This window comes from Fusibacter sp. A1, from assembly GCF_004125825.1.
In the GTDB taxonomy this organism is placed as follows: domain Bacteria; phylum Bacillota; class Clostridia; order Peptostreptococcales; family Acidaminobacteraceae; genus QQWI01.
Map to the genome: position 1 here is coordinate 53424 of NZ_QQWI01000005.1, position 25623 is coordinate 79046.

Below are 25623 nucleotides of genomic sequence, written 5' to 3' on the forward strand. Positions count from 1 at the left end.
CTAAAGCGATTGGTGCACCTCTCGATGTCTTCCACTGAGGATAGTGTATCAGAAAATTCAGTAAAAAAAAGTGCCGGGTTACATATTTAAGGTTTAATTAAGGTTAATCTAATAAAGGAGTTTTTTATGACACCTGAAGTGAAGGATTTATTGAATCGATTGTTAAGATCAATCGATTATGAACGCGACGAAGAACGGGAACGCCATTTGGAGGAAATGAAAAAGCTAAGTGGAAAGGCCCGTGAATATAAAGGCAGGGCGATTGTCGAACTTAAAAAGAAAAAGATAGGCAGAAGCTTAGGCGGGGATTATCTGTACCTCTTCAGAAAACAACGCGGCGGTTACTTGCCCGACACAGAAATAGGTAACGGCGATCAGGTGATTATCAGCCAGTACGACCCGCTTGATGTTGAAAATCCCAAAGGTACTGTCTATGAGATGTCCAACACATCGATCACCATAGCGATGTCCAGTCAGCTGAGCATGAGCAACACAAGGCCCATACGGATCGATTTGTTCGTAAACGATATCACCTATATGAGGATGGAAACCGCACTTTCGAATGCGAAGTCTCATCAGTACAGCAGACTACATGCCTTGCTCTCGGGATTTTACAATGCAAATACCAAACCCTTTGACTACGAGAACAACGAGCTAAACCAGATGCAGGTGCAAGGGATCAGACTGGCGCTTGGCAATAACGGATATTACAGCATTCAGGGGCCACCCGGAACAGGTAAGACCTACACAGCGGGATACCTCATACAGCGGATGGTGCAGACCAATCACCGCGTGCTGATCACAGCGGACTCCAACGCCGCTGTCGACAACATGATCAGAAAGCTTGTCGAGCTGGGCGAGAATCCACTTCGCATAGGAAACCCGATCAGGGTCAACCAGGACCTGAAGGAGTATACGCTGGATTACAAGGTGATGCAGCATGCTCTCTTTAATGAAATCGAAACGATCGAAAGCAAGATCGATATGGAAAAAGAGGCACAGAAGCATCTCGACAAACCAAGCATGAAGTACACCAGAGGGTTGACCCACAAGGAAATCATGGAGCTGATTGAAAAACGACAGTCTGCTAGGGGTATTCCAAAACAGGCGCTTAAGGAAATGAAACCCTGGGTCAAGTCCCAACTGACTATCGACGACTTGTATGATAAGTTGAAAGAGGTAAGAGATGAGATCAGGTCTCAACTGATCAGCTCGCATAACATCATCGCGACGACAAACTCGACAGCGGGCTCTGAGCTGCTGCTTTATGATCATTTTGACTGGGTCATCATCGATGAGGCGGCTCAAGCGTCCATTCCTTCTTCGCTGATTCCCATTTTAAAGGGGGAGCGCTTCGTGCTTTTAGGCGACCATTTTCAGTTGCCGCCTGTGGTGCTCAATCGAGAAGCGAAAGAACTGGGCCTTGCTGAATCATTGATGGATTACTTGGCAAAGAAGTACCCGTATCAGATGACGATGCTGACGGTTCAGTACAGAATGCATCAGAAGATCAACGATCTGGTTTCGCAACTGTTTTACGACGGCCTTGTGGAACCGCATAATTCAGTGGCCCATAGGAAACTGGATTTTGGAAAGAAAGTTATCGAGTGCATCCACGTCGAGGGAGACGAACAGATGCAGTCTGATTCCAAATCGTATTTCAACGAGCTGGAAATGAGCAAGGTCGAAAAAACAATCGAGCGTCTGATGGCGAAGGGGCTCACAGAAGATCAAATCGCTGTCATCAGTCCCTACAAGGCGCAGGCTACCCAGCTTAGGAAACGCCTGTTAAATCGATTTGAAATAGATACCGTCGATGCGTTTCAGGGTAGAGAGAAGGATGTGGTCATCCTATCCTTTGTCAGGTCGAACGAGGATGAACGGATCGGCTTTTTAAAGGATTATCGTAGGCTTAATGTGTCTATCTCAAGGGCCAAGAAAAAGCTGATCATGATCGGTAATTTTAAAACGCTGAAGACCGATAGGTTGTTCCGTGAAATGCTCGAACTTGTCGAAGTGATCGAAGGCTGATGCAAGCCTTTTGAAGGAGGAGTTATGAAAGCGATTATCACCACTAAATACGGCGCGCCCGATGTCCTTAAGGTAAAGGAGATCGCCGTGCCAGTGATCAAGTCGAATGAAATGCTTATTAAAGTGAAAGCCACAACCGTTACTCAAGGCGACTGCGAGATGCGAAGCTTTAAGATGCCCATGTGGCTGTGGCTACCGCTTCGCTTATATATGGGTGTCTTTAAGCCGAGGGTTAAGATTCTTGGTCAGGAAGTTTCGGGTATTGTAGAAAAAGTTGGTAAAGAAGTATCCAAGTTCAGGGTCGGAGATGAAATTTTTGCGACAACCGATCTTCGCCTTGGCGCATATGCCGAGTATATTGTGCTACCCGAAGAGGGCGCGATTGCGATCAAACCCAAGTCCATCAGTTTTGAAGAGGCTGCGGCGATTCCAGTGGGAGGACTCAACGCCCTTCATTATATGAGTCAGGCACAAATTCAAGAAGGACAGAAGGTGCTGATTTACGGCTCAACAGGAAGCATCGGCACAGTTGCGGTACAGCTTGCCAAATATTACGGGGCTGAGGTTACCGCGGTGTGCAGCACCGAAAAGATCGAGCTCGTAAAATCCATGGGCGCTGACAAGGTGATTGATTATAAAAAAGAGGATTTCACTGAAAACGGCGAGCGATACGATGTTGTTTTCGAAACGGTTGGAAAAACAGACTTTAATAAGAACCTTGCATCTGTAAAAGATGGGGGATATTATCTGATTGGCAATCCTGTTTTCGCAGATTTTGTCAATGCTAAAAAACTGTCAAAGAAGACCGGTAAACATATCATCGCAGCAACTGCGAGTTATCAGCCGGCCGCACTTGAGTACCTGTGTGATCTCTATAAAAAAGGACACATCCGATCGATTATCGACCGGACGTATCCGCTTGAGGAGATGGTAGAGGCTCATACCTATGTGGAGCTTGGCAGAAAGAGCGGCAATGTGGTGATCAGAGTGGAGCATGAAGGGAACTAGGCTGCCGAGCGATCTTGTGCAGGCTATTCTATTCTGTAAAACACGGTCCACTGAACGTATCTTAGAGACTTTATTTTTCCCATCAGATTGAGCAGTCCTACTTTTGGATGGTTCTCGTCGAAGTAGGACCAGTCCTCGATCAACTTGAAGTGAGGCGAAAGTGATTCCAAATCATCGGACTGCTTTAGTCCAAAATGGTAGGATACGTCGCCGCTGACGCCGAACTCCTTTCGTAGTTTGAATTCGACCATTTTCTTGTTGAATCCCCTCGTATATTTTTCTACGACGGTTTCGAACAGGAGATATGACCCTGAAAAGTCGTCTGCAAGTCTTATCAGCCATGGATTAAGTTCATCAGGACTTAGGTACATGAAGAGTCCTTCTGCGATAAATAGTTTTGGACCTTCAAGATGCAGAACTTCTTCGAGCCATGCGCTGTCAAAGATGGACTGACCTATCATTCGGTATTCCTTGGTTTGCTCGACTAGCTCTCTTTTGATGGCGATCATCGGCTCCAAGTCGATATCCAAAAATAGTTTTGGCTTTTGAGTCAAGCGGTGGTATCTTGCATCCAGGCCGCAGCCTAGGTTGATGATGGTACCGTCCGGGTGGTCCTTTACAAAGGAGTCGGCGTAGGAATCGTATTTCTTTGCTCTAAGCGCTATGTGATAGACAAGCTGCCTGTTCAGCTTGTGGTCAGCCAGTTTTTTAAATAGTCTGACCTCGGAGCGGCTAAAGGGTTCTGACAGCGCTTTTGTGAGTTCAACTGCTGTTGGATCTGAAAGAATCGGTTGTTCTGACTGGCTTTCGATACTGTGTGCGTAAATGGTAAGCAGTGCTGTCTTAGATGTCGAACTGATTTGATCGATAAGTTGATTGTTCATGTTAACCTCCATTAGGTATTTTATGTACAGCTTGATACCCTAAAAGGGAACGTTTATGTCGTCTATATGCAATTGTTGTATTATGTCCTATTCCAATGACAGGTAAGTGAGAAACAGATGAAAAAATCAATCGTAACAATAGGTGTGATCGTTGCTCTGATTGGAGCTTGTGTTTATCTTCAAATCTCTTTGTTTTGGGGATTCTTAGTGTCGAATGTCGTTCTGCTTCTCATGTCAGGAGAAAGGCTTGTGAGCATGAAGGCGGGAATCAAGGGCCTCATGCAAGTAAAGATGTTGTATTTTATTATCCTACTCTTGGGTGCGAACATTACGATTTGGCTTGCCTCTGGCATTATTCCCACCATCGTTTATTACGGGTTCACCTATATCGATAGGGTCAATCTGTTATTTGTAACCTTTACTGTAACCGCACTTGTGTCGTCTGTCATGGGAACGGGACTTGGCACGCTCAGTACGATCGGCCTCGCATTTTTCGGTATCGGCATGGGTCTTGGATACCCGGCGCCTATCTTACTTGGAGCCATTGTTTCTGGCGCTTTCGTATCCGATAAGATTTCGCCGGTATCGGCACTCACTAATCTGACAATCGAGATTGTTGACGTATCTTATCGAAGTTATTTTAAAGTCGCAATGAAAACACTTGGTATCACACTTGTGTTGTCGGCACTGGTTTATTTTGTGATGAACGGTTTCGTAGTAAAAAGTGAGGTTGTCTCACTTCTTTCCTACAAGGAGGCGCTTGTATCAAACTACCGCATTTCATTTCTTTTACTGCTGCTTCCGGTGATGATGATCGTACTTGCCATGAGAGGTGTGAACGTGCTTGTTAATATGATGTTCGTCTTTGTGACGGGTAGCGTTATCACCTTGCTGTATCAGGGTGTCCCATTCGACGCGCTCGCAAACGCGGTAGCATTCGGATATAAGGCGTCCACTGACAACGCTTTTATCAATAGTATTTTTAAGGCTGGAGGCATGGTGCCTATGCTCGAAGTGATACTGATTGTTATGGGAGCGGTGTTTCTCAACAGTCTACTGATGTCGTCTAAGCTGCTTGATCCAGTGTTTGAACGCTTGCTTAGGAATACGACAACGCCTTTTAGCCTGATTCTTAAAACAGGACTTATCAGCATGTTTCTGACCTCTATGACATGCGACCAGACCGTCGGAATTGTGGTGCCAGGAGAGACGCTTGCGGATCGTTATGAGTCGATGGGGCTATCGAAAGAGGTTCTGGCAAGAACGATTTCCGACACCGGTACGATTATCGCTCCGCTGCAGTTTTGGAATGTCAATGCCCTGATCATCACAGGTATTACCGGTGTATCCGCTATTGAATACGCACCCTTTGCAGTGCTTTGCTACCTATCGCCCCTGATGACCTTACTCATTGCAAAACATGGCAATTCAAGGGGGTTCGCGCTAAAAAGCGACCAAGTGTCAAAAAAAATATATTTCAATTGAAGAAAGTGAATCCACATATGATAAAAGTTATGAAACAAGCGCTACTTGTCATGCTGCTTCTTTATGTCGGCAATGTCGTAAGTTCGCTGATAAGTCCTCTGGTGAGGCTTCCTGGCAATCTACTTGGAATGCTCATCCTCTTCTTGCTGCTTGCTACTAAAACACTTAAACTCACAGATATCGAGTCGCTCGCAAACCTACTGCTGGGCATCATGGGCTTTTTTTTCATACCGCTTGGAGTGAGTTTGATCAATTCGGCAGAACTTTTGAAACCGGTTTGGTTTCAGTTGTCCATGGTGCTTGTCCTCTCGTGTGTCCTCGTGATGTACGTGTCGAGTAAAGTGACAGATGTGCTAATTAAGCGCACCTCAAAAAAGGAGGTCGGCTAGTGGGTGAAATTTTTGGTATCATTTTAACTGTTTTAGCCTACTTTGTCGGTCTGACGGTTTATAAACGGACTAAGATCGCATTACTTAATCCTGTTTTGACTGCCATTGTCTGCATCATCGCCGTATTGAACGTGCTTGATCTTGATTACGAGTTTTACAACCGAGGCGGGAAGATGATCACCTTCATCCTTGGACCCATCGTAGTACTGCTTGCTGTTCCGCTCTATAAGAATATCGAAAGAATAAAGGGGCATCTTCTACCGGTTTTAGCGGGGGTCCTGGCTGGAATGGTCACCTCTGTGCTATCGGTCGTAGCGCTCTGTGGCTTGTTCGGTCTTGACCTCACCTTTATGAGGTCGCTGTATTCCAAATCGATCACCACTCCTTTAGCGATTGAAGTAACGAACCTTTCAGGAGGTATCGAGGGACTCACCGTAGTCGCAGTGATCATGACTGGAATCATCGGCGCCACACTGGCTCCTTTTGTGATGAAAATCGGCAAGATAGACGATGAACTGGCAAAAGGCATCGGCATCGGTACTTCATCACATGGCATTGGAACTTCAAAAGCCATTGAAATGGGCAGTGAGGCGGGTAGCGGAAGTGGACTTGCGATGGGACTCACAGGTATACTGACTGTACTTGCTGCAAGCTTGATATTCGGACTACTAACGTAAGTTGACAAGGTACCTCTCAAATTATTATTATCTTAAAACGCCACATCATGTGGTGTTTTTTTGTATACTGTAATAGGATGGAAGTCCCAATTTCAAAGAATATTTGAACAGAATAGGTGTCATGGATCAAAATCTACTTTTGATGAAATCGCATCTAAGGAGGCGTTATGTCGAACATTATCGAAATCAAGAATCTGACAAAGTATTACGGTAAGGCAAGGGGAATTGTAGATGTGAGTTTTGATGTCAAAGAGGGCGAGATCTTCGGGTTCATCGGTCCTAACGGGGCAGGGAAATCGACAACGATCAGGACACTCCTGTCGCTTATCTATCCGACTAGCGGGAGCGCGACGATTTTTGGACGCGACTGCATCAAAGACGGGCATATCATCAGAAAAGACATCGGGTATCTGCCTTCAGAGGTCTTTTACTACGACAACATGAAGGTGATCGACCTACTCAAGTATTCGGCTTCGTTTTATGGAAAGACGGATATGGCAAGGATCAACTACCTATCCGAGGTGATGGACCTGGACCTGACACGTAAGATCGACGACCTGAGTTATGGAAACAAGAAAAAGGTGGGCATCGTGCAGGGGCTTTTACATAATCCCAAACTGATCATACTGGATGAGCCCACAAGCGGCCTGGACCCTCTGATGCAGCAAAAGTTTTTTGACCTGATACTGGAGGAGAACAAAAAAGGCGCTACGGTGCTGATGTCCTCACATATCTTACCCGAAGTGCAAAAGCTATGTTCTAGGGTCGCCATCATAAAAGAAGGCAGGATCGTACGCATGGAGGATATCGCAACGCTTAGAAACACGACGTATAAGAAAATCAGAATCGAATTTAAAGACAAGGTGCCTCAGGAGATACTCTCGCTTGAAGGGACCAGCAATATGAGCTCTAAGAACAGCTTGGTTAGTTTTCTCTATAAGGGAGACATCAACAAGGTCGTGCAGGTCATGCACCGGTTTGAACTTGTGAACATCATCGTCGAGGAACCCGACCTTGAGGAGATCTTCATGCACTACTACAGTAAGGAGCTTTAGGATGAACATGATAAGGCAAGAGCTCAAAATGTCTGTGAAAACCATGATAGGCTATAGCCTTTCGATTATTGTTGTCTTTACCGTGTTTCTGTTTTTCTTTGATACCTTTAAGACCGGCGCGATTTTGATGAACACACTTCTTAAAAACTTTCCGCCTGAGTTTAAAGTCGCATTCGGATTTTCGGATGTGGATCTTGCACAGTTCAGCGGATACATGAGCTTTTTATACAGCTATATCGTCTTAATCGGAGCGGTGTTCGGAATGAAGCTTGGAGTATCTGTCTTGTCGGAGGAGGCGCGGGTGAAGACTTCTGATTTTTTGCTATCGAAGCCTGTGAAGCGAATGCAGATCGTGCACATGAAACTGTTGAGCGTGCTTATCTTGATCGTGTCTCAAAACATCATCACCTTTCTTTGCACGTTGGCGGCCGCTGTGATCATCATCGACGAAGGATTCAGCTTTATCGTCTTCACCCTCATGAGTCTTTCTGTGCTGCTTGTTCAGCTGTTTTTTGTGGGAGTGGGACTGTTTATTTCGGTGATAATCTCAAAAATCAAGAACGTGACACCGATCACACTTGGAGTTGTCTTCATGTTCTTTATCATCGAACTTGTGAACCAGTCGCTTCTTGACAGTAAGCTTACCTATCTGACGCCTTTTTCGTATTTTAAAGGGTCGTATATCATCAGTCATCAAGCCTACGACATGAAGTATGTATACCTTGATTTGCTGATCTTCATCTGTTTTACAGCTATAACCTATGTGATCTATCAAAAAAAGGATGTCCACGCGGTTTAGGAGGGCGATATGAACATATTGATAAGAGAATTAAAAGCAAACCTGAAATCGATGCTCATCTGGTCGGGTTCGATGGCTGCGCTCATCTACATGGGCATGATCAAGTATTCAGCCTTTGAAAAAACAGGGGCTGCGGTCAATGAGTTTTTTGAGCAGCTTCCAAAGCCCATACTCAAGATCCTCGGTGTGATCGGGGGAACCGACCTAACCTCGGTGGCCGTGTTTTACAGCATCTTCTTCTTGTATTTTCTTTTACTTGCTGCGGTGCATGCGACCATGCTCGGCACGCTGATTATCGCCAAAGAAGAAAGGGACAAGACTGCTGACTTTTTATTTGTCAAACCAGTGAAGCGGAGCCGTGTGATCCTGTTTAAGGTGGTTGCGGCAATGATAAACATTACTTTTTTAAACCTTGTGACATTTGTATTTTCGCTGATCTCGACCGCTCCATATACAAAAGGGGTTTCGATCACAAATTCCATTTTCTTTATCATCATCGGATTATATGTCTTGCAGATCATGTTCTTAGGAATAGGACTTTTCTTAGGTGGAGTGGTCAAGCGGTCGAAGGTGGCGACCTCGATAGGCTCCGGGATCATCCTGTCCACCTTCCTTTTAAAGGTGATCATCGACTTGAAAAGAAATATCGACTATCTGGATTACTTCACCCCATTCAGGTATTTCAAGCCGAGTGATCTGATGTTCAAGCACAGCATAGATGGGCTGTTCGTCGTGATCGCACTGATTAGTGCTGTAGTATCTGTGACATGCGCGTTTTACTTTTTTAAAAAGCGGGACTTGAGCAGCTGATACTTGAAGGCTAGAAAGTGATACCTTCAAATTATGGAAGCCTCGTAACACATCGAGTTGAAATTCGATGTGTTATGAGGTTTTTTCAGCTTTTTTTCAGATTCCGGAGGTAAAATATTCATAAAACACGGAGGTGGGAATATGAAAAAAACTGTCATCGCATTACTCTATCTTTTAAGCCCGTTTTTGCTGGTTTTCACAATCGGTCACAGCAGTCCTATAAAATACGCAAGCATAGGGCGTGCACTTCCTATGGTTGTCGGTGTGGTGGGATATACGTGGTTGTTGTGGCAATTCGTGTTGAGTGCTAGACCGAAGTTTATTGAAAAGCATTTTGGTCTGGATAAGATGTATCGATTGCACGGTGTAGTCGCCGTGGTCGCACTTTGCCTGGTGCTCGTGCATAAGACCGTCAACGAAAACCTATACGGGGAGACGATTGTAACAAGCCTGGAATCTGTAGCGTTTACCCTATTTGCAGGTGTGAGCGCGATATCGATGATGTTCATGTGGACGAGCGTGTTTTCAAAATTTGAGATACTCCAAAAGGTGATAAAAGGGGTATCGAGTATCAAGGCCTTTGCTTATGAGCGATTGAAGCTTATTCATAACCTAACCATAGTAGGCATGGTGTTCATGCAAATCCATGTTCTGATGTCGAGTTCTGCAAGTTCATCAAGGCTGATCTTTGACTTATACATGTTGTATTTTTTCATTGCGGTGGGGTCATACCTTTATCATAAGTGCATCAAACCATGGTTACTTGAAAAGAGATTGTATGAGATTTCAGACCTAAAGAAAGAGTCGGAAGACATACTGACGATCGTCATCCGACCAAAATCCGGCAGTAGTATGGAGTATCAGCCTGGCCAGTTCGGTTACTTTACGTTGATGTCCGATCGAATGCCTCTTGAGGAACATCCTTTTTCGATTTCATCGTCCCCTTCGGATGGAAGTGAGCTGTCGATCACAGTCAAGGAGCTCGGGGATTTTACGAGGTCGACAAGCAACCTGAAAATCGGAGATCGCGTCAAGGTGGAAGGACCTTATGGAAAATTCAGCTATCTACGATACAAAAACGAGGCTTCGAGCATCTTTATCGCAGGTGGCATAGGGATCACTCCGGTACTCGGCATGATCGATCAGATCAGTTGCACGAACAGGATGAGACCGGTGCTTCTGATCTGGGCGGTAAGAAGCGGAAGCGACCTGATAAGATATGAGTGGTTAAAAAAACTACAGACAGTAATGCCCAATTTTGTTTTCGTACCGGTTGTCTCTTCTGATAGAAACTGGACGGGAAGATCAGGAAGGCTTAACTATGATGTTGTCAAAAACATACTGGCTGAAGTCGATTTTATCGATGAGCGTACTGGGTATTATGTCTGCGCTTCACCGAATCTGACAGATAACGTGAGGCAATACCTAAAAAAACTGGGTACAAGTAAAAAACAGATTCATTATGAGAAGTTTACGGTATAAATAGAATATATGCGGTAATGATAATCTTTTTCAGTAATGCTTTCAGTTTCTTTTCAGATTGACAGAATACACTAATACTATAAAGAAGTGAATGTTAAGAAAGGTGGATGAAGATGAAAAAGAATGTTGGTTTTAGATTGATAGTCAGTATTTTAAGTATTAGTGTGATGTTCTTTGCAATATATCAAGTCGCATTTGCGGCTACTTACGGAGGAGGCATTTTTGGAAGAAGCGATGTCAAGCAATCAGTCGTACTGGACGCTGTGACTTCGGACGCTGCGATTACCTTCACTATTGAATCATTAAACAAGTTTGATGGGATGAACGGTAATCCAGCGTATGTCGCAGTGGACGGTATCGTGTACGATATGACAAAAATCGGTTCATGGAAGAACGGCAAGCATCAGGGTTTGTCGGCAGGAACAGATCTTAGCGTCGAGTTCGCCCAGTCGCCTCATTCCAAAACCATACTCGATCAAGCGGTGGTTGTCGGGAGATTGATCGATCTGGTCAAAGGAAGCGATTTTACGAACACGCCTGCTTCGGTTACTACTGTGGAGGAACCTGTAGATGCGGTGACTTCGGCATCTACTGCTGATAAAGAAGTAGCGCCTGCCAACGGTTCGGCGGATCAGCAAAAGCCCAAGTCTTCAGTAGCTGCTTTTACAATCGATTGGCTAGCCGCTTTTAACGGACAAAATGGAAATCCCGCATATATTGCAGTTAATGGAATCATTTATGATGTAAGTGACCTTGGAGCATGGGACGGCGGAACTCACAAGGGTATTACGGCGGGTAAGGACGTAACGTCTCAATTTGAAGGTTCGCCGCATAGCAAGTCTATTCTTGACCTTGCAAGGGTGGTAGGGAAACTTCAAAGCCCTACGGCTGCACCTATAGTTGATTCACCAACAGCCGCTAGCACGACTACCACTGAGACTACCACTACGACTACAGCAAGTGCGACATGGTCACTTGAAGCACTTGCCAGGTATAACGGAATGAATGGAGCCCGAGCCTATATCGCAGTCAAGGGTACCATTTACGATGTGTCGGGAATTGGCAGTTGGAGCAGTGGAAGCCATAAGGGAATAAAAGCGGGGCAGGATGTCACCGCAGCCTTTTCTTCTTCACCGCATTCAGCTTCACTTCTTAGCCAATTGCCTATCGTTGCAAGACTAGGCGATGTGATGGCTGAAAACGTGATCGCGATAAATCCATCAGTATCCATCGCCAATCCGACGACTATCGGTGTGGACGATGAAGACGATGATGATGACGACGATGATGACGACGATGATGACGACGATGACGACGACGATGACGATGACGATGACGATGACGACGATGACGACGATGACGACGATGACGATGATGACGATTAAAGGAGTATCCAATGCTCATTCTACTAGCGGAAGACGATGTTAAGATAGCAAGGCTTCTAATCCATCTGTTCAAAAAGGACGGATATCAGATCGATCATGCCAAAGATGGCGAAGAGGCTATTTTATACGCACAGTCAAATCATTATGAGGTTGTGGTCTTAGATTGGATGATGCCGAGAAAATCAGGAATAGATGTGCTGAAATCTCTCAGAAGCAGTGCTTATCAAGGTGGTATAATCATGCTCACTGCAAAAGATACGATCGATGATAAGATCGAAGGACTAGAACTTGGTGCGGACGACTATTTGAGCAAACCTTTTGAATATCGTGAATTGCTTGCAAGGGTCAAGGCGCTAGGCAGGAGAAGTACAAAAAAACTTGCGAAAGACATTGTTAAAGTCCAACAGTTTGAACTCGACCGCATACACAAGACCGTGTCTGTCTTAGGTGAGGATTTGGGACTGACAAACCGTGAGTTTCAGTTGTTCAGTCTACTGCTTGAGAACAACCATCAGGTGGTGACAAGAGAGCTTATCATCGACAGGATATGGGGCCTTGATCAAGAGGTCAGTCAGAATAATCTGGATGCTTTTATCAGACTTTTACGAAAGAAAATCGCAAAAGTGGTAGATGGTACGGTAATCGTCAATGTAAGAGGGATAGGATACAAAGTGGAGGTCTGACATGTTTAGGAGACTACAGCTGAAAATGACGGTTTACTATACGCTCATTCTCATCGGAATCCTTGTGGCGACCAATCTAAGTGTCTATTTGCTGATGGTCAATTATAACAATTATCAGATCGCATCAGAAATCAAGTTTATGCTTGAAAGTATTGAAAGTTCCGAGTGGTTATACGAAACAGATACTGATGCGGATGATTTGCCAGAGGCGGATGAAGCGAGTATCAGACCGATGTTCCTCTCAAGTGGCGATGAAACGAGTAATGATAAGGATGACGATGAGGATGACGACGATGAAAAAGAGGATGACGACGGAAAATACGATGACGATCTAGACGTTCCTAAGCAAACCGACAGCGAGCCAGAAATCGAAACTTCAACGGCGATTGATGAAACTCAGACATCGGGCGAGGATGAATCTGGACCCGAATCGATTGAGCAACTCATTCTTCCTAAAACGGAAGATCTGCTGATACCAAAGATCCTTGATTCCTTTTCGTTTTACGCGATTTATGACAATCAGGATCATCTGGTGCGTCGAAAGTCCGACAACGAGGATGTCTTCAATCAGCTGGTGGATAAAAGCATGTTGATTAAAGAAGGGGACACACCAAGTGTTGCTGAGGTTCGATCGGAGCGCGAATTATATTACTTGATTGCCAAGATGCCGATTATCATCCAAAACCAAAGATTAGGACACTACGTCGTATTCAAGGATGTCACCCTAGTGTTCGAGACCTTAAGAAACCTGGTGAAAATACTCATCTATAGCTTTATCGCAGGTGTTATCGTTTCGGTTGGTATAGGATACCTTATCGCTGGCAGAAGCCTTAAACCAATCATTCGGGCTTATGAGTCGAAGCAAGTGTTTTTAGCAAACGCGTCACATGAACTTAAAACTCCGCTGAGCATCATCATGCTGTCGACAGAAACCCTAGAAGGTGAGGTTGATGAAAGCAAGACTTTTGAACGTGGAATCATCACCGGTATAAAAGAAGAGACGATGAAGATGAACGAGCTTGTTAGAAACCTGCTGTTTTTAGCAAGAAGTGACAATCACACAATCGCTTCGGCAAAGGAGGAGCTTGATCTATCGGTACTTCTATCAGGCGAGTCAGATAAGTTTAAACGCTTTGCTACGGCAAAAGCCATAGCGGTGGAAGAAATCATAACCCCTGGTATTAGATATCACGGTGATAAGCGACTACTCGCCCAAGCATTTGGTATTCTCATTGATAACGCAATCAAATACACGAAAGAGCATGGCCAGGTCGTTATCAAAATTGAAAATGTCCAAAGCGTTAAACATGTTAGCGCGAGGGTGACGATCAGTGATTCAGGTATCGGTATTCCAACTGATGAGCTTGCCAATATCTTTGATAGGTTCTATCGACTGGATTCTTCAAGGTCGAAGGAGACAGGAGGACATGGTCTTGGTCTTTCAATCGCTAAGGAGATTATCGAGGATCATGGGGGTAGCATTCGTGTTAACAGTATTGAGAACATCGGTACTACCTTTATGGTCGATTTGTAAAATCACATACTCATTGAATGCGGTCGCAGTTTAAGTTGAATGCGGCCGTTTTTATGTTCAAGTTAAGGGAAAACGTTTATGTTCGTAAATTCATTCGAATTCATTGGAAAATATACGATGTAGTGTTAAAATACTATTTGAAACACTTTAATAACGAACGATAAACGATGTGAATGTTACAATGTTCGCTTAATGGAGGTCTGATATGGAGCAGTGGAATGGTTTTGTAGAAGGTATATGGCAGGAAAGGATCAATGTAAGAAGTTTTATCCAAAAAAACTATGCAAGCTACTTAGGTGACGAGTCATTCTTAGAGGGCATCAGCCATAAGACTGAAGCGGTTTGGAAAAAATGCGAACAACTGCTTAGGGAAGAACTTGAAAAAGGTGTCTTGGATATCGATGTGGAGAACATCTCGGGGATCGACAACTTTGAACCGGGATATATCGATAGGGACAATGAAGTGATTGTTGGTCTGCAAACCGATGCTCCGCTAAAGCGGATGATCAACCCTTATGGTGGGGTAAGAATGGTGCAGACTGCCCTTGAAGCCTACGGATTTGATCATAGTAAAAAGGTGGAGGAGATATTCGGCAAGTACAGAAAAACACATAATCAGGGAGTGTTTGACGCCTATTCTAAAGAAACGCTTCTTGCTAGAAAAACAGGACTTTTGACCGGTCTTCCCGACGCTTATGGAAGAGGACGCATTATCGGCGATTACCGTAGAATTGCTCTTTACGGGCTTGACAGGCTGATCGAGGAAAAAATCAAAGACCATGATAAGCTCAGCGGGGTCTTTAGCGAGGAACTGATTCGCTTAAAAGAAGAAGTTAAGGATCAGATACGCGCCCTTAAGGAGACAAAAAGCATGGCGCTTAAATACGGGATAGATCTCTCTCAACCCGCAAACAATGCCAAAGAGGCGGTTCAATTTGTCTACATGGGATACTTGGCAGCTATCAAAGAAAACAACGGTGCTGCGATGAGTCTAGGCCGCATCAGTTCGTTTTTAGACATCTATTTCGAAAGGGACCTGAAAAAAGGAGCGATCACCGAATATGAAGTCCAGGAGCTGATCGATCAGCTGGTGATCAAACTGAGACTTGCAAGACATCTGAGGACGCCGGATTATAACGAACTTTTTGCAGGGGATCCTACATGGGTGACAGAAGCGATCGGCGGAATGAGCATTCATGGAATCCCTCTTGTGACCAAGACCTCCTTTAGGTTTTTACATACGCTAACCAATCTAGGAGCTGCTCCAGAACCTAATATGACCGTGTTGTGGTCTGAGAACCTTCCGGAGAACTTTAAGAGCTACTGCGCGAAAATGTCGATCGAGACGGCTGCGATCCAATACGAAAATGATGACATCATGCGCGGTGTCTACGGTGATGATTATGGAATAGCATGCTGCGTTTCAGCAATGGAGCTTGGCAAGCAGTATCAGTTTTTTGGAGCAAGGTGCAATTTGGCAAAATCGCTGCTTTACGCCATTAACGGTGGAGTGGATGAAATGACTGGGATCAAGGTGATCGAAGGCGTTAAAAAACTCCATGCCGACAGGCTTGATTATGAAACGGTGAAAGATAATTTCTATAAGGTGATCGATGAGGTTGCAAAGCTCTATGTCAGCACGATGAACACCATTCATTATATGCACGACAAATACGCATACGAAGCCGGTCAGATGGCGCTGCACGATACCGATGTAGATCCGATCATGGCATTTGGGGTCGCCGGCATGTCTGTGGTGGCAGACTCCTTAAGCGCCATAAAATACGCGGCTGTAAAGCCAGTGGTGGTCGACGGGGTCACGGTCGACTTTGAGATTGAAGGAGCGTTTCCTAAGTTTGGCAATGACGATGACAGAGTGGACGATATCGCAGTAGAGGTGCTTAAAGTATTCATAAGATCCCTTAGAAAGCATAAGGCGTATAAGAACGCAGAACACACACTTTCGGTGCTTACAATCACGTCGAATGTGGTGTATGGCAAAAAAACAGGTGCCACCCCAGATGGAAGAAAACAAGGTGATCCTTTTGCCCCTGGTGCGAATCCGATGCATGGAAGAGATGAGAATGGAGCGCTTGCCTCCCTCAATTCGGTGGCTAAACTTCCGTACAGAAACGTCTGTGAAGACGGTATCTCGAATACGTTCACAGTGGTGCCGGGTGCGCTTGGAAAAACTCTTGATGAAAGAAGGGTCAATCTTTACCGAATTATGGACGGTTACTTTGCCCAAGCGGCGCATCATTTGAATGTGAACGTGTTCGATAAGGAAATGCTGATTGATGCGATCGATCATCCTGAGAAGTATCCGAACTTGACGATCAGGGTTTCAGGATATGCGGTCAACTTCAATAGACTATCCAGGGAGCAGCAACTTGATGTGATCAACAGAACGTTCCATAGGAGCGTATGATAGGCAGGAGGGGACGCTGTGGGAAGAATACACGCGATTGAGTCGATGGGGCTGCTTGATGGTCCTGGCATTAGGGTGGTCGTATTTTTTCAGGGGTGCGAGTTGAGATGTGACTACTGCCATAATCCGGATTCATGGAACATGGATGGCGGGACAGAATATTCCTATGAGGAACTGGTAAAAAAAGTGAAAAGGTATCAGCCGTATTTCAAACGTTCTGGCGGTGGTGTGACCTGTTCTGGAGGCGAGCCTCTTTTACAAGGGGAGTTCTTGTATGAATTTTTAAAATCCTGTAAAGAGGCCGGTATACACACAGCGATAGACACCGCCGGCTACAGTTATGACTCAAGATGGATCGCTAAAATCCTTGAACAGACCGATTTGGTGATTCTCGATATCAAGCATACCCATGAAGAGGGGTTTTGTGAACTGACAGGAGGCGCTTATCCGGTTCTCTTAAAGTTTATCGATTTGCTGAACGAGGGTGGGTCAAAAGTGTGGGTCAGGCACGTCGTAAGACCGGGTGTATCCGATGCTTCAGAACATCTAAAAAGTGTGGAGCACCTTGCGTACAGGCTCAAGAATCTTGAAAGGATCGAGTGGCTGCCTTACCATACGATGGGACTTGAAAAGTATGAAAAGATGGGAAGAACCTATCTCAAAAAATAAAGACAGCCGAAATCCATTAGGAGATCGGCTGTTTTTCATATTTCTCTCAAGTCCTGTAAAAGTTTTGTCTTCTCCTGAGTCTTGGCGTCTTTCATTTTAATGACTTTTGCAGGCGAACCGGCCACCACGGCACCAGCTGGCACATCAGAAGTTACGACAGCGCCTGCTGCCACAACAGAGCCTTCACCGATACGCACGCCTTCAAGGATAACCGCGTTAGCGCCTATCAGTACGTCGTTTTCGACAATCACCGGTGTCGCTGAAGGTGGTTCGAGAACTCCTGCAAGTACTGCGCCCGCACCGACGTGGACGTTTGTGCCTACAGTGGCCCGCGCGCCTAGCACGGCATTCATGTCAATCATCGCACCTTCGCCTACTGATGCCCCTATATTGATTACCGCTCCCATCATGATTACTGCACCAGTACCGATATGGACTCTGTCTCTGATGATCGCGCCTGGTTCGATCCTTGCATTGATGGATTTAATGTCAAGTGTAGGAATCGCGGAGTTTCTGCGGTCGCCTTCGACATAGTAGTCTGTGATCATCGATGCGTTGTTGGCGATGAAAACTTTAATGTCATCGTATTCGCCGATAAGGAACCAGTAACTACCTTGTCCGAATATTTTTATCGATGGTGAAGTGATGGCGCTAAGGTCACCCTGAATATGAACTTTAACAGGCGTGGATTTCTTGGCATCCTTGATGAACTTGGCAATTTGGTATGGGTCTGTAAAATCATATTCTGGCATTTTTGTCCTCCTTTATTAAGTCGTGCATCGTATAAAGTCCTGGTTCTTTGTTCATTAGGAAATGAGCCGCTCTTAGCGCGCCTCTGGCAAACACCGCCCGCGACTGCGCCTGGTGTTTGATGGTGATGTCCTCTTCGCATCCTGCGAAAATCACCTCGTGCTCACCGACAAGAGTTCCGCCTCTAACTGCGTGTATTCCCAGTTCGAGGGGGAGGCGTTTTGCTTGATTGCCATGTCGGCCATATGTGTTATGAAGTCTATGGTCAGTCGCCCTGTGAACGGCATCAGCCAGCATAAGCGCCGTGCCAGATGGTGCGTCTTCTTTTCTATTATGATGTTTTTCGATGATTTCCACATCGAAGCTGTCTGTCATAAGGGCTGCGTACTCCTCTAAAATACTCTCGATCAGATTAATACCGTAGGACATGTTGGCAGATCTGAAAACCGGAATTTTCTTCGAGGCTTCATCGATCAGACGAATTGTCTGCTGTGAAAGTCCTGTCGTACAGATGACCGCCGGTCGATTCATTTTCAGTGCGAATGCGATAAGCGCATCTACCATGCTATGGTGTGAGAAGTCGATGATGACATCGAATGTAGAGACCACTAGGTCAAAGGACTGGTATACCGGGTAATCACATGCCGCATGCCGTAAATCGGTACCGACTGTGATCGTCGCTGCTTCGTCTTCTTTGACGAGGCCCTCAACGACCTTACCCATGGTTCCTGTGCAACCGTTTAAAAGGATGTTCATTCAGACCTCCAATCCGTATGCAAGTAAGACCTGGTCAAGCGCTCTATGCTCCTGATCGTTTAACGGTATCAGGGGAAGTCTCAGATGATTATTGATTTTACCGAGACTGCTAAGCGCAGCTTTGACAGGAATCGGATTCGTTACTGAAAAGAGCGCATCGACCAAAGGTTTGAGTTGAAATTGAATTTCAAGCGATCGCTTGTGGTCGTTGTTGAAATAGCTACTGCAGAGTTCAGCTACTTTGCCGGGATCGATATTGGAAACCACCGAGATGACTCCGCTTGCTCCAAGGGAAAGGAAACTATGGATCATGTCATCGTTTCCAGAGTATAGCTTGAATCCGTCATCAATAAGCATTGCCACTTCGACGATTTCTGACAGATTGGACGTCGCCTGTTTGATGCCGACGATGCGATCAAAAGACTTAAGTCTTGCTATGGTGCGCGGTTCGATGTTGGCCCCGGTCCTGCTTGGCACATTGTAAAGGAGGATCGGCAGATCCGTCTGATCGTGTATCGCCTGATAGTGGCGGTAAATGCCTTCTTGCGAGCTTTTGTTGTAATATGGATTTACAATTAGGGCCGCATCAGCTCCGACAGCTTGTGCGAATTTAGTCATTTTGACGGCGGTAAGCGTATTGTTGCTTCCTGTGCCGAAGATCACCGGTACGCGTTTATTGATCCTTGCCACTGCGAATACCATCACCTCTTTGAGTTCCTCCTCTAAAAGTGTGGCTGCCTCGCCGGTGGTTCCTAGAATGACAAGAGCGCTTGTTCCGGATTCGATTTGCCAGTCGATTAGGTTTCCAAATGATTCATAGTCGATGCCCCCGTCCGGTTCGAACGGGGTGACTAGCGCTGTAGCTGAACCTGTAAAAATCATAGTTGCTTCCTTTCTTATGAAAGGTGCCTTAAATCAAATTGTTCTCAATCATATATTGAGCGATTTGAACTGCATTGGTTGCCGCACCTTTACGAACGTTATCGGCTACACACCACATGTGTAGTCCGTTGTCTACTGAGTTGTCGCGGCGAACTCGACCAATAAACACTTCATCTTTTCCTGTAGCGTCTAGCTGTGTAGGATAAATGTTGTTTTGAGGATCGTCCTGCAAGATGATTCCAGGAGCATCCGCCAAGTGTCGTACCGCATCTTGTAAGTCAAATGGACGATTGAATTCGACTGCGATCGTCTCTGCGTGTGAGTTGGTCACAGGAACCCTTACTGTAGTCGCTGTGACGCGTATGTCGTAATCATCCAGAATTTTTTTCGTTTCCTCGATCATCTTGATTTCTTCTTTTGTATATCCATCTGCCATAAAGACATCGATATGCGGAAGACAGTTGTTTGCAATCGGGTGAGGATAGTTTTTTGGCGCCTCGCCCTTTAGTCCGTTCTCAAGGTCTGCGATTCCTGCAACACCAGAACCCGACACCGACTGATAGGTGGAGTAGATCACACGTTTCAGGCCGTATGCCTTTTGTAGGGGTTTAAGTGCCACCATGGCTTGTATCGTAGAACAGTTTGGATTCGCGATGATTCCCTTGTGTCCTTTGATCGCTTCAGGATTGACTTCTGGTACGACTAAAGGTACCATCTCGTCCATACGCCATGTGCTTGAGTTGTCGATGACAACGACTCCGTTCTTAGCGGCGATTGGAGCGAACTTTAAGGAGATGCCCCCGCCTGCGGAGAAGAGGGCGATGTCGATGTCCCTGTCAAAGGAATGCTCGTTGAGTTCTTCAACAGTGTGTTCCTTTCCGTTCACCATCAGTTTTTCGCCAGCGCTTTTTGCCGACGAGAATAAGTATAAGTTGTCATAAGCGAGTTTTCTTTCTTCAATTACCTTAATGAATGTTCTTCCGACCATGCCTGTGGCACCGACGATTGCTAAATTAATTTTCTTCATGTGATCACCTCATCTAGATTATGGTACACTGTGGTAAACAACTGATGTAAGTCTGCGCAGACGTTGATATATCAATGGTTTAACCGTATTTTGTAATTCATTGTATCACAGTCACGAAAAGGTACAATAAAAACTGTGAAAAAACTTTAAATTTTAAAAAACATCTGTACCAGTACAGAGATTGAAAGCTGATACAGCTTAAACTTGCTAAAATGTCAGTCGAAGTTTAGAATGGAATGAGTTAAGGAGGATACTATGAACGAACTGAATAAAATAACAACGATAAGAAGAGAATTACATAAGATACCCGAAATAGGATTTCATGAACTGAAAACCAGAGCGCTACTTACTCATTATCTAGAGGAGACCGGCGCTCAGATTCACCACGGATTTTGTAAAACGGCTGTGATCGCTTATTTTGAGTTCAAAAAGGGAGCGCCCACAATCGCATTTAGGTCCGATATGGACGCACTGAGCCTCAGTGAAAATACGGAACATGAATATAAGTCGGTTCATGAGGGTATGATGCACGCATGTGGACATGATGGACATATGGCCATGCTTTTGATGCTTGCCTACCGATTAAAGGACATGAAGCTTAAGAACTATAATGTGGCACTGGTCTTCCAGCCTGCCGAAGAGGGACCAGGTGGTGCCGAGGAGCTTGTAAAGACCGACCTGTTCAAGTCGCTGAACATCACTGCCATGTACGGTTATCATGTGTATCCTGAGTTGCCCGCCGGTACGATCGGTACGTCTAAAGGGGCGCTTATGGCGGCCACCAGTGAAATGAAAATTGAATTTTGTGGTGTCGCAAGCCATGGGGCACAGCCTCAACTTGGAAAAGACAGCCTTGTGGCAGCTGCGGAGTTCCTCTTAAGCGCACAGAGCATCATCAGCAGATCGGTTAACCCGCTAGACCCTGCCATACTCACTTTTGGGACCTTTAGCGGTGGTGAAAGGCTCAATATCATTGCAAGGAACGCGGTGCTTGAAGGAACGATGAGAACGTACAGCGACGAGGTTCACCGCCTGATTAAGACTCAGGTGGAACTTAGGGCAAAGCATATCGCCGCAGCACACGGCATGTCTGCAAATGTCGAATTTAGGGACATGTATCCTGCACTGATCAACGATAGGACGCTTGCTGAAGAGGTGATAGGGCATTTTGAACATATCATCGAAATTGAACCGGTCATGCTCGCAGAAGACTTCTCTTATTATGGAAAGGTCGTTCCGTCGCTGTTCATGTTTCTGGGTATCCGTACTGAATCCAATGGGACCCATCCGCTTCACAGCGATAAGTTCGATTTTGATGAGCAGGTTCTACTTGTAGGTGTCGATACCTATGAGTCACTGCTCCTATTCAAGGACAAGCAGTTCAAGCTTGACAAATAAGTCCCCTAGGAGTACTATGAATCCTTAGTAAAGTCGATAATGCTAAGATGTAGGAGTGATGGTATGTTACCTTATGAACTGATGGCGATCGTATATGACGATCTGACAGATGATATTGACTATGATGAGTGGTATGACCATGTGAAACATCAGTTGATCGATATGAAGATAAAGCCTTACAAGGTACTGGAAATCGGATCGGGTACCGGCAATATGACAAGGCGACTGGTGGATGACGGACTGCATGTGACTGTCGTTGAACCAAGCGAAGCCATGCTCTCAGTGCTACAGGAAAAAATGGTCGAGAATATGGGAAAAATGCAGTTTTTCAACGGACCGATCGCGACCTTCAAATCAAAGCAGCGCTTCGATGTATGCATGGCGTTTTTAGATGTTGTGAATTATATCGAGGAAGGCGAGTTAGACGCGTTTTTCGCGCGTGTGCACGAGCAGCTCTGCGCTGCGGGTGTATTTGTACTGGACTGGTCAACCCCTTATAAGCTGAGAGAAGTGATCGGTCAGAATACTTTTTCTGAAAATCATGATGACTTCGCCTATATCTGGGAGAACGATTATGTAGAAGAGGACAAGACCCTCTACTTTGATTTTGTCATGTTCACTGAGCTTGAAAACGGAACATTTGAGAGACATATCGAAACTCATCGACAGTTTGCTCATGATTTAGACACAATTATAAGGTACGCTAGTAAGTACTTTGAGGTCGTAAGCATTTTTGGCGACCATCATCATGATCCTAGTGAAAAGGATCATAGGGTTCATCTGTATTTAAGAGCGTTGGAGGAGTTATAATGGGAAAATATTTAAGAGTACTCGCCGGAAAGGCCAAGGATCTGTCTATCTCCTTATCGGATAGCACAGATGTGGTCTATGAGGCGTGGAAGATACATAACACAACACCGGTGGCCACTGCCGCACTTGGCAGAACCTTGACTGCGACTCATCTGATGGGTACCTTTATCAAGGACGAGAAAGCGAGCGTATCTCTACAGATAAGCGGAAGCGCTGTACTTAAGCGCATCTATGCCTATGCGGATGGAGCAGGTTTTTTAAAAGGATATGTATCTGATCCGAACATTCCACTGATGGTAAAAGACAATGGAAAACTCGATGTCAGTGGTGCTGTTGGAGTACACGGCAGTCTGATGGTATCTAGAGATACAGGATACGGCGAGCCTTTTGTCGGTCAGTCGGATCTTGTAAGCGGAGAGATAGCTGAGGACCTGGCCTATTACTATGCCCACTCGGAACAGCAACCGTCTGTCATCTCACTTGGCGTGTTTGTCGATTCAGAAGGCGTTCCGACTGCCGCTGGGGGACTTATGATACAGACGCTTCCGGATGTCAGCGAGGAATCCTTATCGTCCCTTGAAAAAAGACTACCTATGATACGGCCGATGAGCGAGATGATAGGCGAGGGCATGTCTCTTGAGGCGATCGTAGAAGAGATTTTAGGTGACATACCCTTTACCATCATGGTGGAGAACACCTTTGAGTATCGATGTGATTGTTCGCGCGACAAGGTTGAACGCGCCCTGATCACTATTGGAATCAATGAGCTTAAATCGATTTTGAACGAGGATGGACAAACTGAACTCAGTTGCCATTTTTGTGGTAAAAAATATCTTTACAATAGCAGTGACTTAAAATGGATTATCAAAGAATTAGAGCAGGGGGCAAAATAGGATGACGATTCTTTTAATGGCCTTGATCGGCGGTATTATCGGTTGGACGACCAACATCGTCGCGATCAAATTGTTATTCAGACCGATTGTCGCGTTTAAGATTCCACTTATCGGATTTACGATACAAGGTCTGATACCAAAGAGGCATCATGAAATAGCGAAGTCCGTTGCGGATACGATTGAAGAAGAATTATTGAGCCTTGAACAAGTGCTTGACCAAATGATCGAGCACCTGGATAAGAAAGCGGTACTGGCTCTATTAGAGGAAAGAATCGGTAAAGCGATCATCGAACACTTGCCGCCGCTAGCCAGATCCTTTAGCGGCAGTATCTTGGGGTATCTTCACGATATGGTCGTCAAGCAGGGAGACCAGCTGCTTAATGAAATCACTGAAGCGCTGGTTCATCAAGCGGTAGAAAAAATAAGTGTAAGTGCGATTATCGAGCAAAAAATCCTTGAGTTTGACCTGGAGGATCTTGAAAAGATTATCATTGATCTTGCAAGGACTGAATTGAAGCAGATTGAAAGACTCGGTGGAGTTTTGGGAGTGCTGATCGGTATCATTCAAGGACTCTTGGTAGTATTCATCCTATAAGAAATTACAGGACTCATAAAAACAAAAAACCTACAAACGGAATTGCAAAATCCCGATTGTAGGTTTTATTATTTTTTTGCATTGGGATAAAGCTCATAAAAGTCGCTGAGGGCTTCATCCATCAGACGTCTGTCCAAAGGCGAAAGCCTATTGATTTCTGGCGGGTCGATTAGGGGAATGATCGTGTAACTTATCTGATTGTACTCGTCCTCCTTATCCACCCAGAATGGAAGATAGTCGACATCGGTGTAGAGAGAATCATTGAATTTTTCTATGGTCAGACTCAAGATCAGACCGGTGTCTGAATAACGCCAGCGCTGATTCGAGATAAGGTTTCCGAGCGAATAGTTGACATAGGTGACTTTCTTTTCAGTTGCGACATACCCATCCGGTTGAATGCTATGAGGATGGGACCCGATGATCCAGTCCACACCTTTTGAAGACAGTAGATTTGCCACTTCAACCTGACTGCTGTGCGCTTTTCGTTGGTATTCGTGTCCCCAATGGACGAATGCGAGTATGCCGTCGACTTGCTGTGATTTCAAATAGGCGATCTGCTCGTCGATAAGTTCTTCTGTTGTGACATTGACCATGTGAGGATAGCCGGAAGGCACCGGCATGCCGTTGGTGCCGAAGGTACTGCTGAAAATTCCGATTTTCATCCTTCCGTTATCGATGATGATAGGCAGGTTCTCCTTGTCGCCATAGGCCGTTCCAACAGGTATCAACCCATTGTTCTCCAGGTGTTTGAGGGTCGTCTCGATACCGTAGAATCCGTTGTCCGCGCTATGGTTGTTTGCGGTCGCGATGACATCGAAGGATGCGTTTTTAAGCGCTTTTGCGATAGCGACAGGTGATCTAAACCTAGGAAAGCCGCTGTAACTTGTTGGGTCTTCTGTCAGGGTGGTTTCTAGGTTTCCAATTAGGTAGTCGGACGAAGTGAAGTGTCCCAAAATATAATGAAACCAGGGGCTAAAGTCATATTCGCCGCTTGATGCCTTATATGCTGACAAGTACTGTGTGCCGTGAACCATGATGTCACCGGTGAACATGAGCGTTAGCGAGTGGTTATCTTCTTTACCATAAAATAGATCATAGTCACTATGGGCAAAACCTACATTGCCAAACAGGAGTACAATCATCAATAGTACAAGTATTTTCTTCATAATACCTCCATTTCTCATCCTCTATTA

The 25623-nt window shown here is 45.2% G+C and carries 24 protein-coding genes; 18 read left to right on the top strand and 6 right to left on the bottom strand.

What is annotated here, in order from left to right; translation table 11 throughout:
- Positions 1-126 precede the first annotated feature (126 nt).
- Together DWB64_RS07845 and DWB64_RS07850 are read left to right on the top strand one after the other, a co-directional pair.
- Entirely contained in the window at positions 127-2031 is a 1905-nt protein-coding gene (locus tag DWB64_RS07845; RefSeq protein WP_129487670.1) for an IGHMBP2 family helicase, read from the top strand.
- Positions 2032-2055: 24 nt separating this feature from the next.
- Entirely contained in the window at positions 2056-3039 is a 984-nt protein-coding gene (locus DWB64_RS07850; protein ID WP_129487671.1) for an NAD(P)-dependent alcohol dehydrogenase, read from the top strand.
- A 23-nt stretch (positions 3040-3062) separates the two neighbouring features.
- Here the strand turns inward: DWB64_RS07850 and DWB64_RS07855 are convergent, their stop codons facing one another.
- On the bottom strand, positions 3063-3923 hold the full coding sequence (locus DWB64_RS07855; protein WP_164980310.1) for a class I SAM-dependent methyltransferase: 861 nt from the start codon (positions 3921-3923) through the stop codon (positions 3063-3065).
- A 117-nt stretch (positions 3924-4040) separates the two neighbouring features.
- Between DWB64_RS07855 and DWB64_RS07860 the strand changes: the two genes are divergently transcribed.
- From DWB64_RS07860 to pflA, 12 genes are all read left to right on the top strand, one after another.
- Entirely contained in the window at positions 4041-5408 is a 1368-nt protein-coding gene (locus DWB64_RS07860) for a Na+/H+ antiporter NhaC family protein (RefSeq protein WP_129487673.1), read from the top strand.
- A 17-nt stretch (positions 5409-5425) separates the two neighbouring features.
- On the top strand, positions 5426-5797 hold the full coding sequence (locus DWB64_RS07865) for a CidA/LrgA family protein (protein ID WP_129487674.1): 372 nt from the start codon (positions 5426-5428) through the stop codon (positions 5795-5797).
- A complete protein-coding gene (locus DWB64_RS07870; RefSeq protein ID WP_129487675.1) occupies positions 5797-6474 on the top strand; it encodes an LrgB family protein in 678 nt (225 codons plus the stop codon). Before DWB64_RS07865 ends, DWB64_RS07870 begins: the two co-directional genes overlap by 1 nt.
- Before the next feature lie 167 nt (positions 6475-6641).
- On the top strand, positions 6642-7529 hold the full coding sequence (locus DWB64_RS07875; RefSeq protein WP_129487676.1) for an ABC transporter ATP-binding protein: 888 nt from the start codon (positions 6642-6644) through the stop codon (positions 7527-7529).
- 1 nt (position 7530) lies between these two features.
- Positions 7531-8328, top strand: coding sequence for an ABC transporter permease subunit (locus tag DWB64_RS07880; RefSeq protein WP_129487677.1), 798 nt, complete (start codon positions 7531-7533; stop codon positions 8326-8328).
- A 9-nt stretch (positions 8329-8337) separates the two neighbouring features.
- Positions 8338-9138 carry an ABC transporter permease subunit gene (locus DWB64_RS07885; RefSeq protein WP_129487678.1) on the top strand — a complete coding sequence of 267 codons (801 nt, stop codon included), beginning with the start codon at positions 8338-8340 and terminating at the stop codon, positions 9136-9138.
- 141 nt (positions 9139-9279) lie between these two features.
- Positions 9280-10620, top strand: a complete 1341-nt coding sequence (locus DWB64_RS07890; RefSeq protein ID WP_129487679.1) for a ferric reductase-like transmembrane domain-containing protein — start codon at positions 9280-9282, stop codon at positions 10618-10620.
- A gap of 113 nt (positions 10621-10733) precedes the next feature.
- The gene (locus DWB64_RS19440) at positions 10734-12005 is read left to right on the top strand and encodes a cytochrome b5 domain-containing protein (RefSeq protein ID WP_243118959.1); all 1272 of its coding nucleotides are present in this window, start codon (positions 10734-10736) and stop codon (positions 12003-12005) included.
- 11 nt (positions 12006-12016) lie between these two features.
- Positions 12017-12688 carry a response regulator transcription factor gene (locus DWB64_RS07910; protein ID WP_129487680.1) on the top strand — a complete coding sequence of 224 codons (672 nt, stop codon included), beginning with the start codon at positions 12017-12019 and terminating at the stop codon, positions 12686-12688.
- Between the two features lies 1 nt (position 12689).
- Positions 12690-14222, top strand: coding sequence for a cell wall metabolism sensor histidine kinase WalK (locus DWB64_RS07915; RefSeq protein WP_129487681.1), 1533 nt, complete (start codon positions 12690-12692; stop codon positions 14220-14222).
- 205 nt (positions 14223-14427) lie between these two features.
- Positions 14428-16650, top strand: coding sequence for a formate C-acetyltransferase (pflB, locus tag DWB64_RS07920; protein WP_129487682.1), 2223 nt, complete (start codon positions 14428-14430; stop codon positions 16648-16650).
- 18 nt (positions 16651-16668) lie between these two features.
- Positions 16669-17319 (top strand): pyruvate formate-lyase-activating protein, encoded by a 651-nt coding sequence (gene pflA / locus DWB64_RS07925; protein ID WP_129487683.1) that lies wholly within the window; start codon positions 16669-16671, stop codon positions 17317-17319.
- Between the two features lie 35 nt (positions 17320-17354).
- Here pflA and dapD read toward each other — a convergent pair whose 3' ends face one another.
- Genes dapD through DWB64_RS07945 form a run of 4 tightly spaced genes read right to left on the bottom strand, consistent with a single transcriptional unit; the run spans position 17355 to position 20734 of the window.
- Positions 17355-18071 (bottom strand): 2,3,4,5-tetrahydropyridine-2,6-dicarboxylate N-acetyltransferase, encoded by a 717-nt coding sequence (gene dapD / locus DWB64_RS07930; RefSeq protein ID WP_129487684.1) that lies wholly within the window; start codon positions 18069-18071, stop codon positions 17355-17357.
- Positions 18058-18825: a 4-hydroxy-tetrahydrodipicolinate reductase gene (gene dapB, locus DWB64_RS07935; RefSeq protein WP_129487685.1), complete on the bottom strand. Its 768-nt coding sequence runs from the start codon at positions 18823-18825 to the stop codon at positions 18058-18060. The genes dapD and dapB overlap by 14 nt, the downstream gene beginning before the upstream one ends.
- Entirely contained in the window at positions 18826-19707 is an 882-nt protein-coding gene (dapA, locus tag DWB64_RS07940) for a 4-hydroxy-tetrahydrodipicolinate synthase (RefSeq protein ID WP_129487686.1), read from the bottom strand. It lies immediately after the preceding gene.
- A 28-nt stretch (positions 19708-19735) separates the two neighbouring features.
- Positions 19736-20734, bottom strand: coding sequence for an aspartate-semialdehyde dehydrogenase (locus DWB64_RS07945; RefSeq protein WP_129487687.1), 999 nt, complete (start codon positions 20732-20734; stop codon positions 19736-19738).
- Positions 20735-20989: 255 nt separating this feature from the next.
- On the opposite strand from DWB64_RS07945, the gene DWB64_RS07950 reads away from it, so the two are divergent.
- From DWB64_RS07950 to DWB64_RS07965, 4 genes are all read left to right on the top strand, one after another.
- Positions 20990-22132 carry a M20 family metallopeptidase gene (locus DWB64_RS07950; RefSeq protein WP_129487688.1) on the top strand — a complete coding sequence of 381 codons (1143 nt, stop codon included), beginning with the start codon at positions 20990-20992 and terminating at the stop codon, positions 22130-22132.
- A gap of 63 nt (positions 22133-22195) precedes the next feature.
- The gene (locus tag DWB64_RS07955; RefSeq protein ID WP_164980311.1) at positions 22196-22942 is read left to right on the top strand and encodes a bifunctional 2-polyprenyl-6-hydroxyphenol methylase/3-demethylubiquinol 3-O-methyltransferase UbiG; all 747 of its coding nucleotides are present in this window, start codon (positions 22196-22198) and stop codon (positions 22940-22942) included.
- Positions 22942-23835, top strand: coding sequence for an Hsp33 family molecular chaperone HslO (gene hslO, locus DWB64_RS07960; protein ID WP_129487690.1), 894 nt, complete (start codon positions 22942-22944; stop codon positions 23833-23835). Before DWB64_RS07955 ends, hslO begins: the two co-directional genes overlap by 1 nt.
- Position 23836: 1 nt before the next feature.
- On the top strand, positions 23837-24430 hold the full coding sequence (locus tag DWB64_RS07965) for a DUF445 domain-containing protein (RefSeq protein ID WP_129487691.1): 594 nt from the start codon (positions 23837-23839) through the stop codon (positions 24428-24430).
- 68 nt (positions 24431-24498) lie between these two features.
- On the opposite strand, the gene DWB64_RS07970 is transcribed toward DWB64_RS07965, so the two are convergent.
- Positions 24499-25596, bottom strand: a complete 1098-nt coding sequence (locus DWB64_RS07970) for a CapA family protein (protein WP_164980312.1) — start codon at positions 25594-25596, stop codon at positions 24499-24501.
- Positions 25597-25623 lie beyond the last annotated feature (27 nt).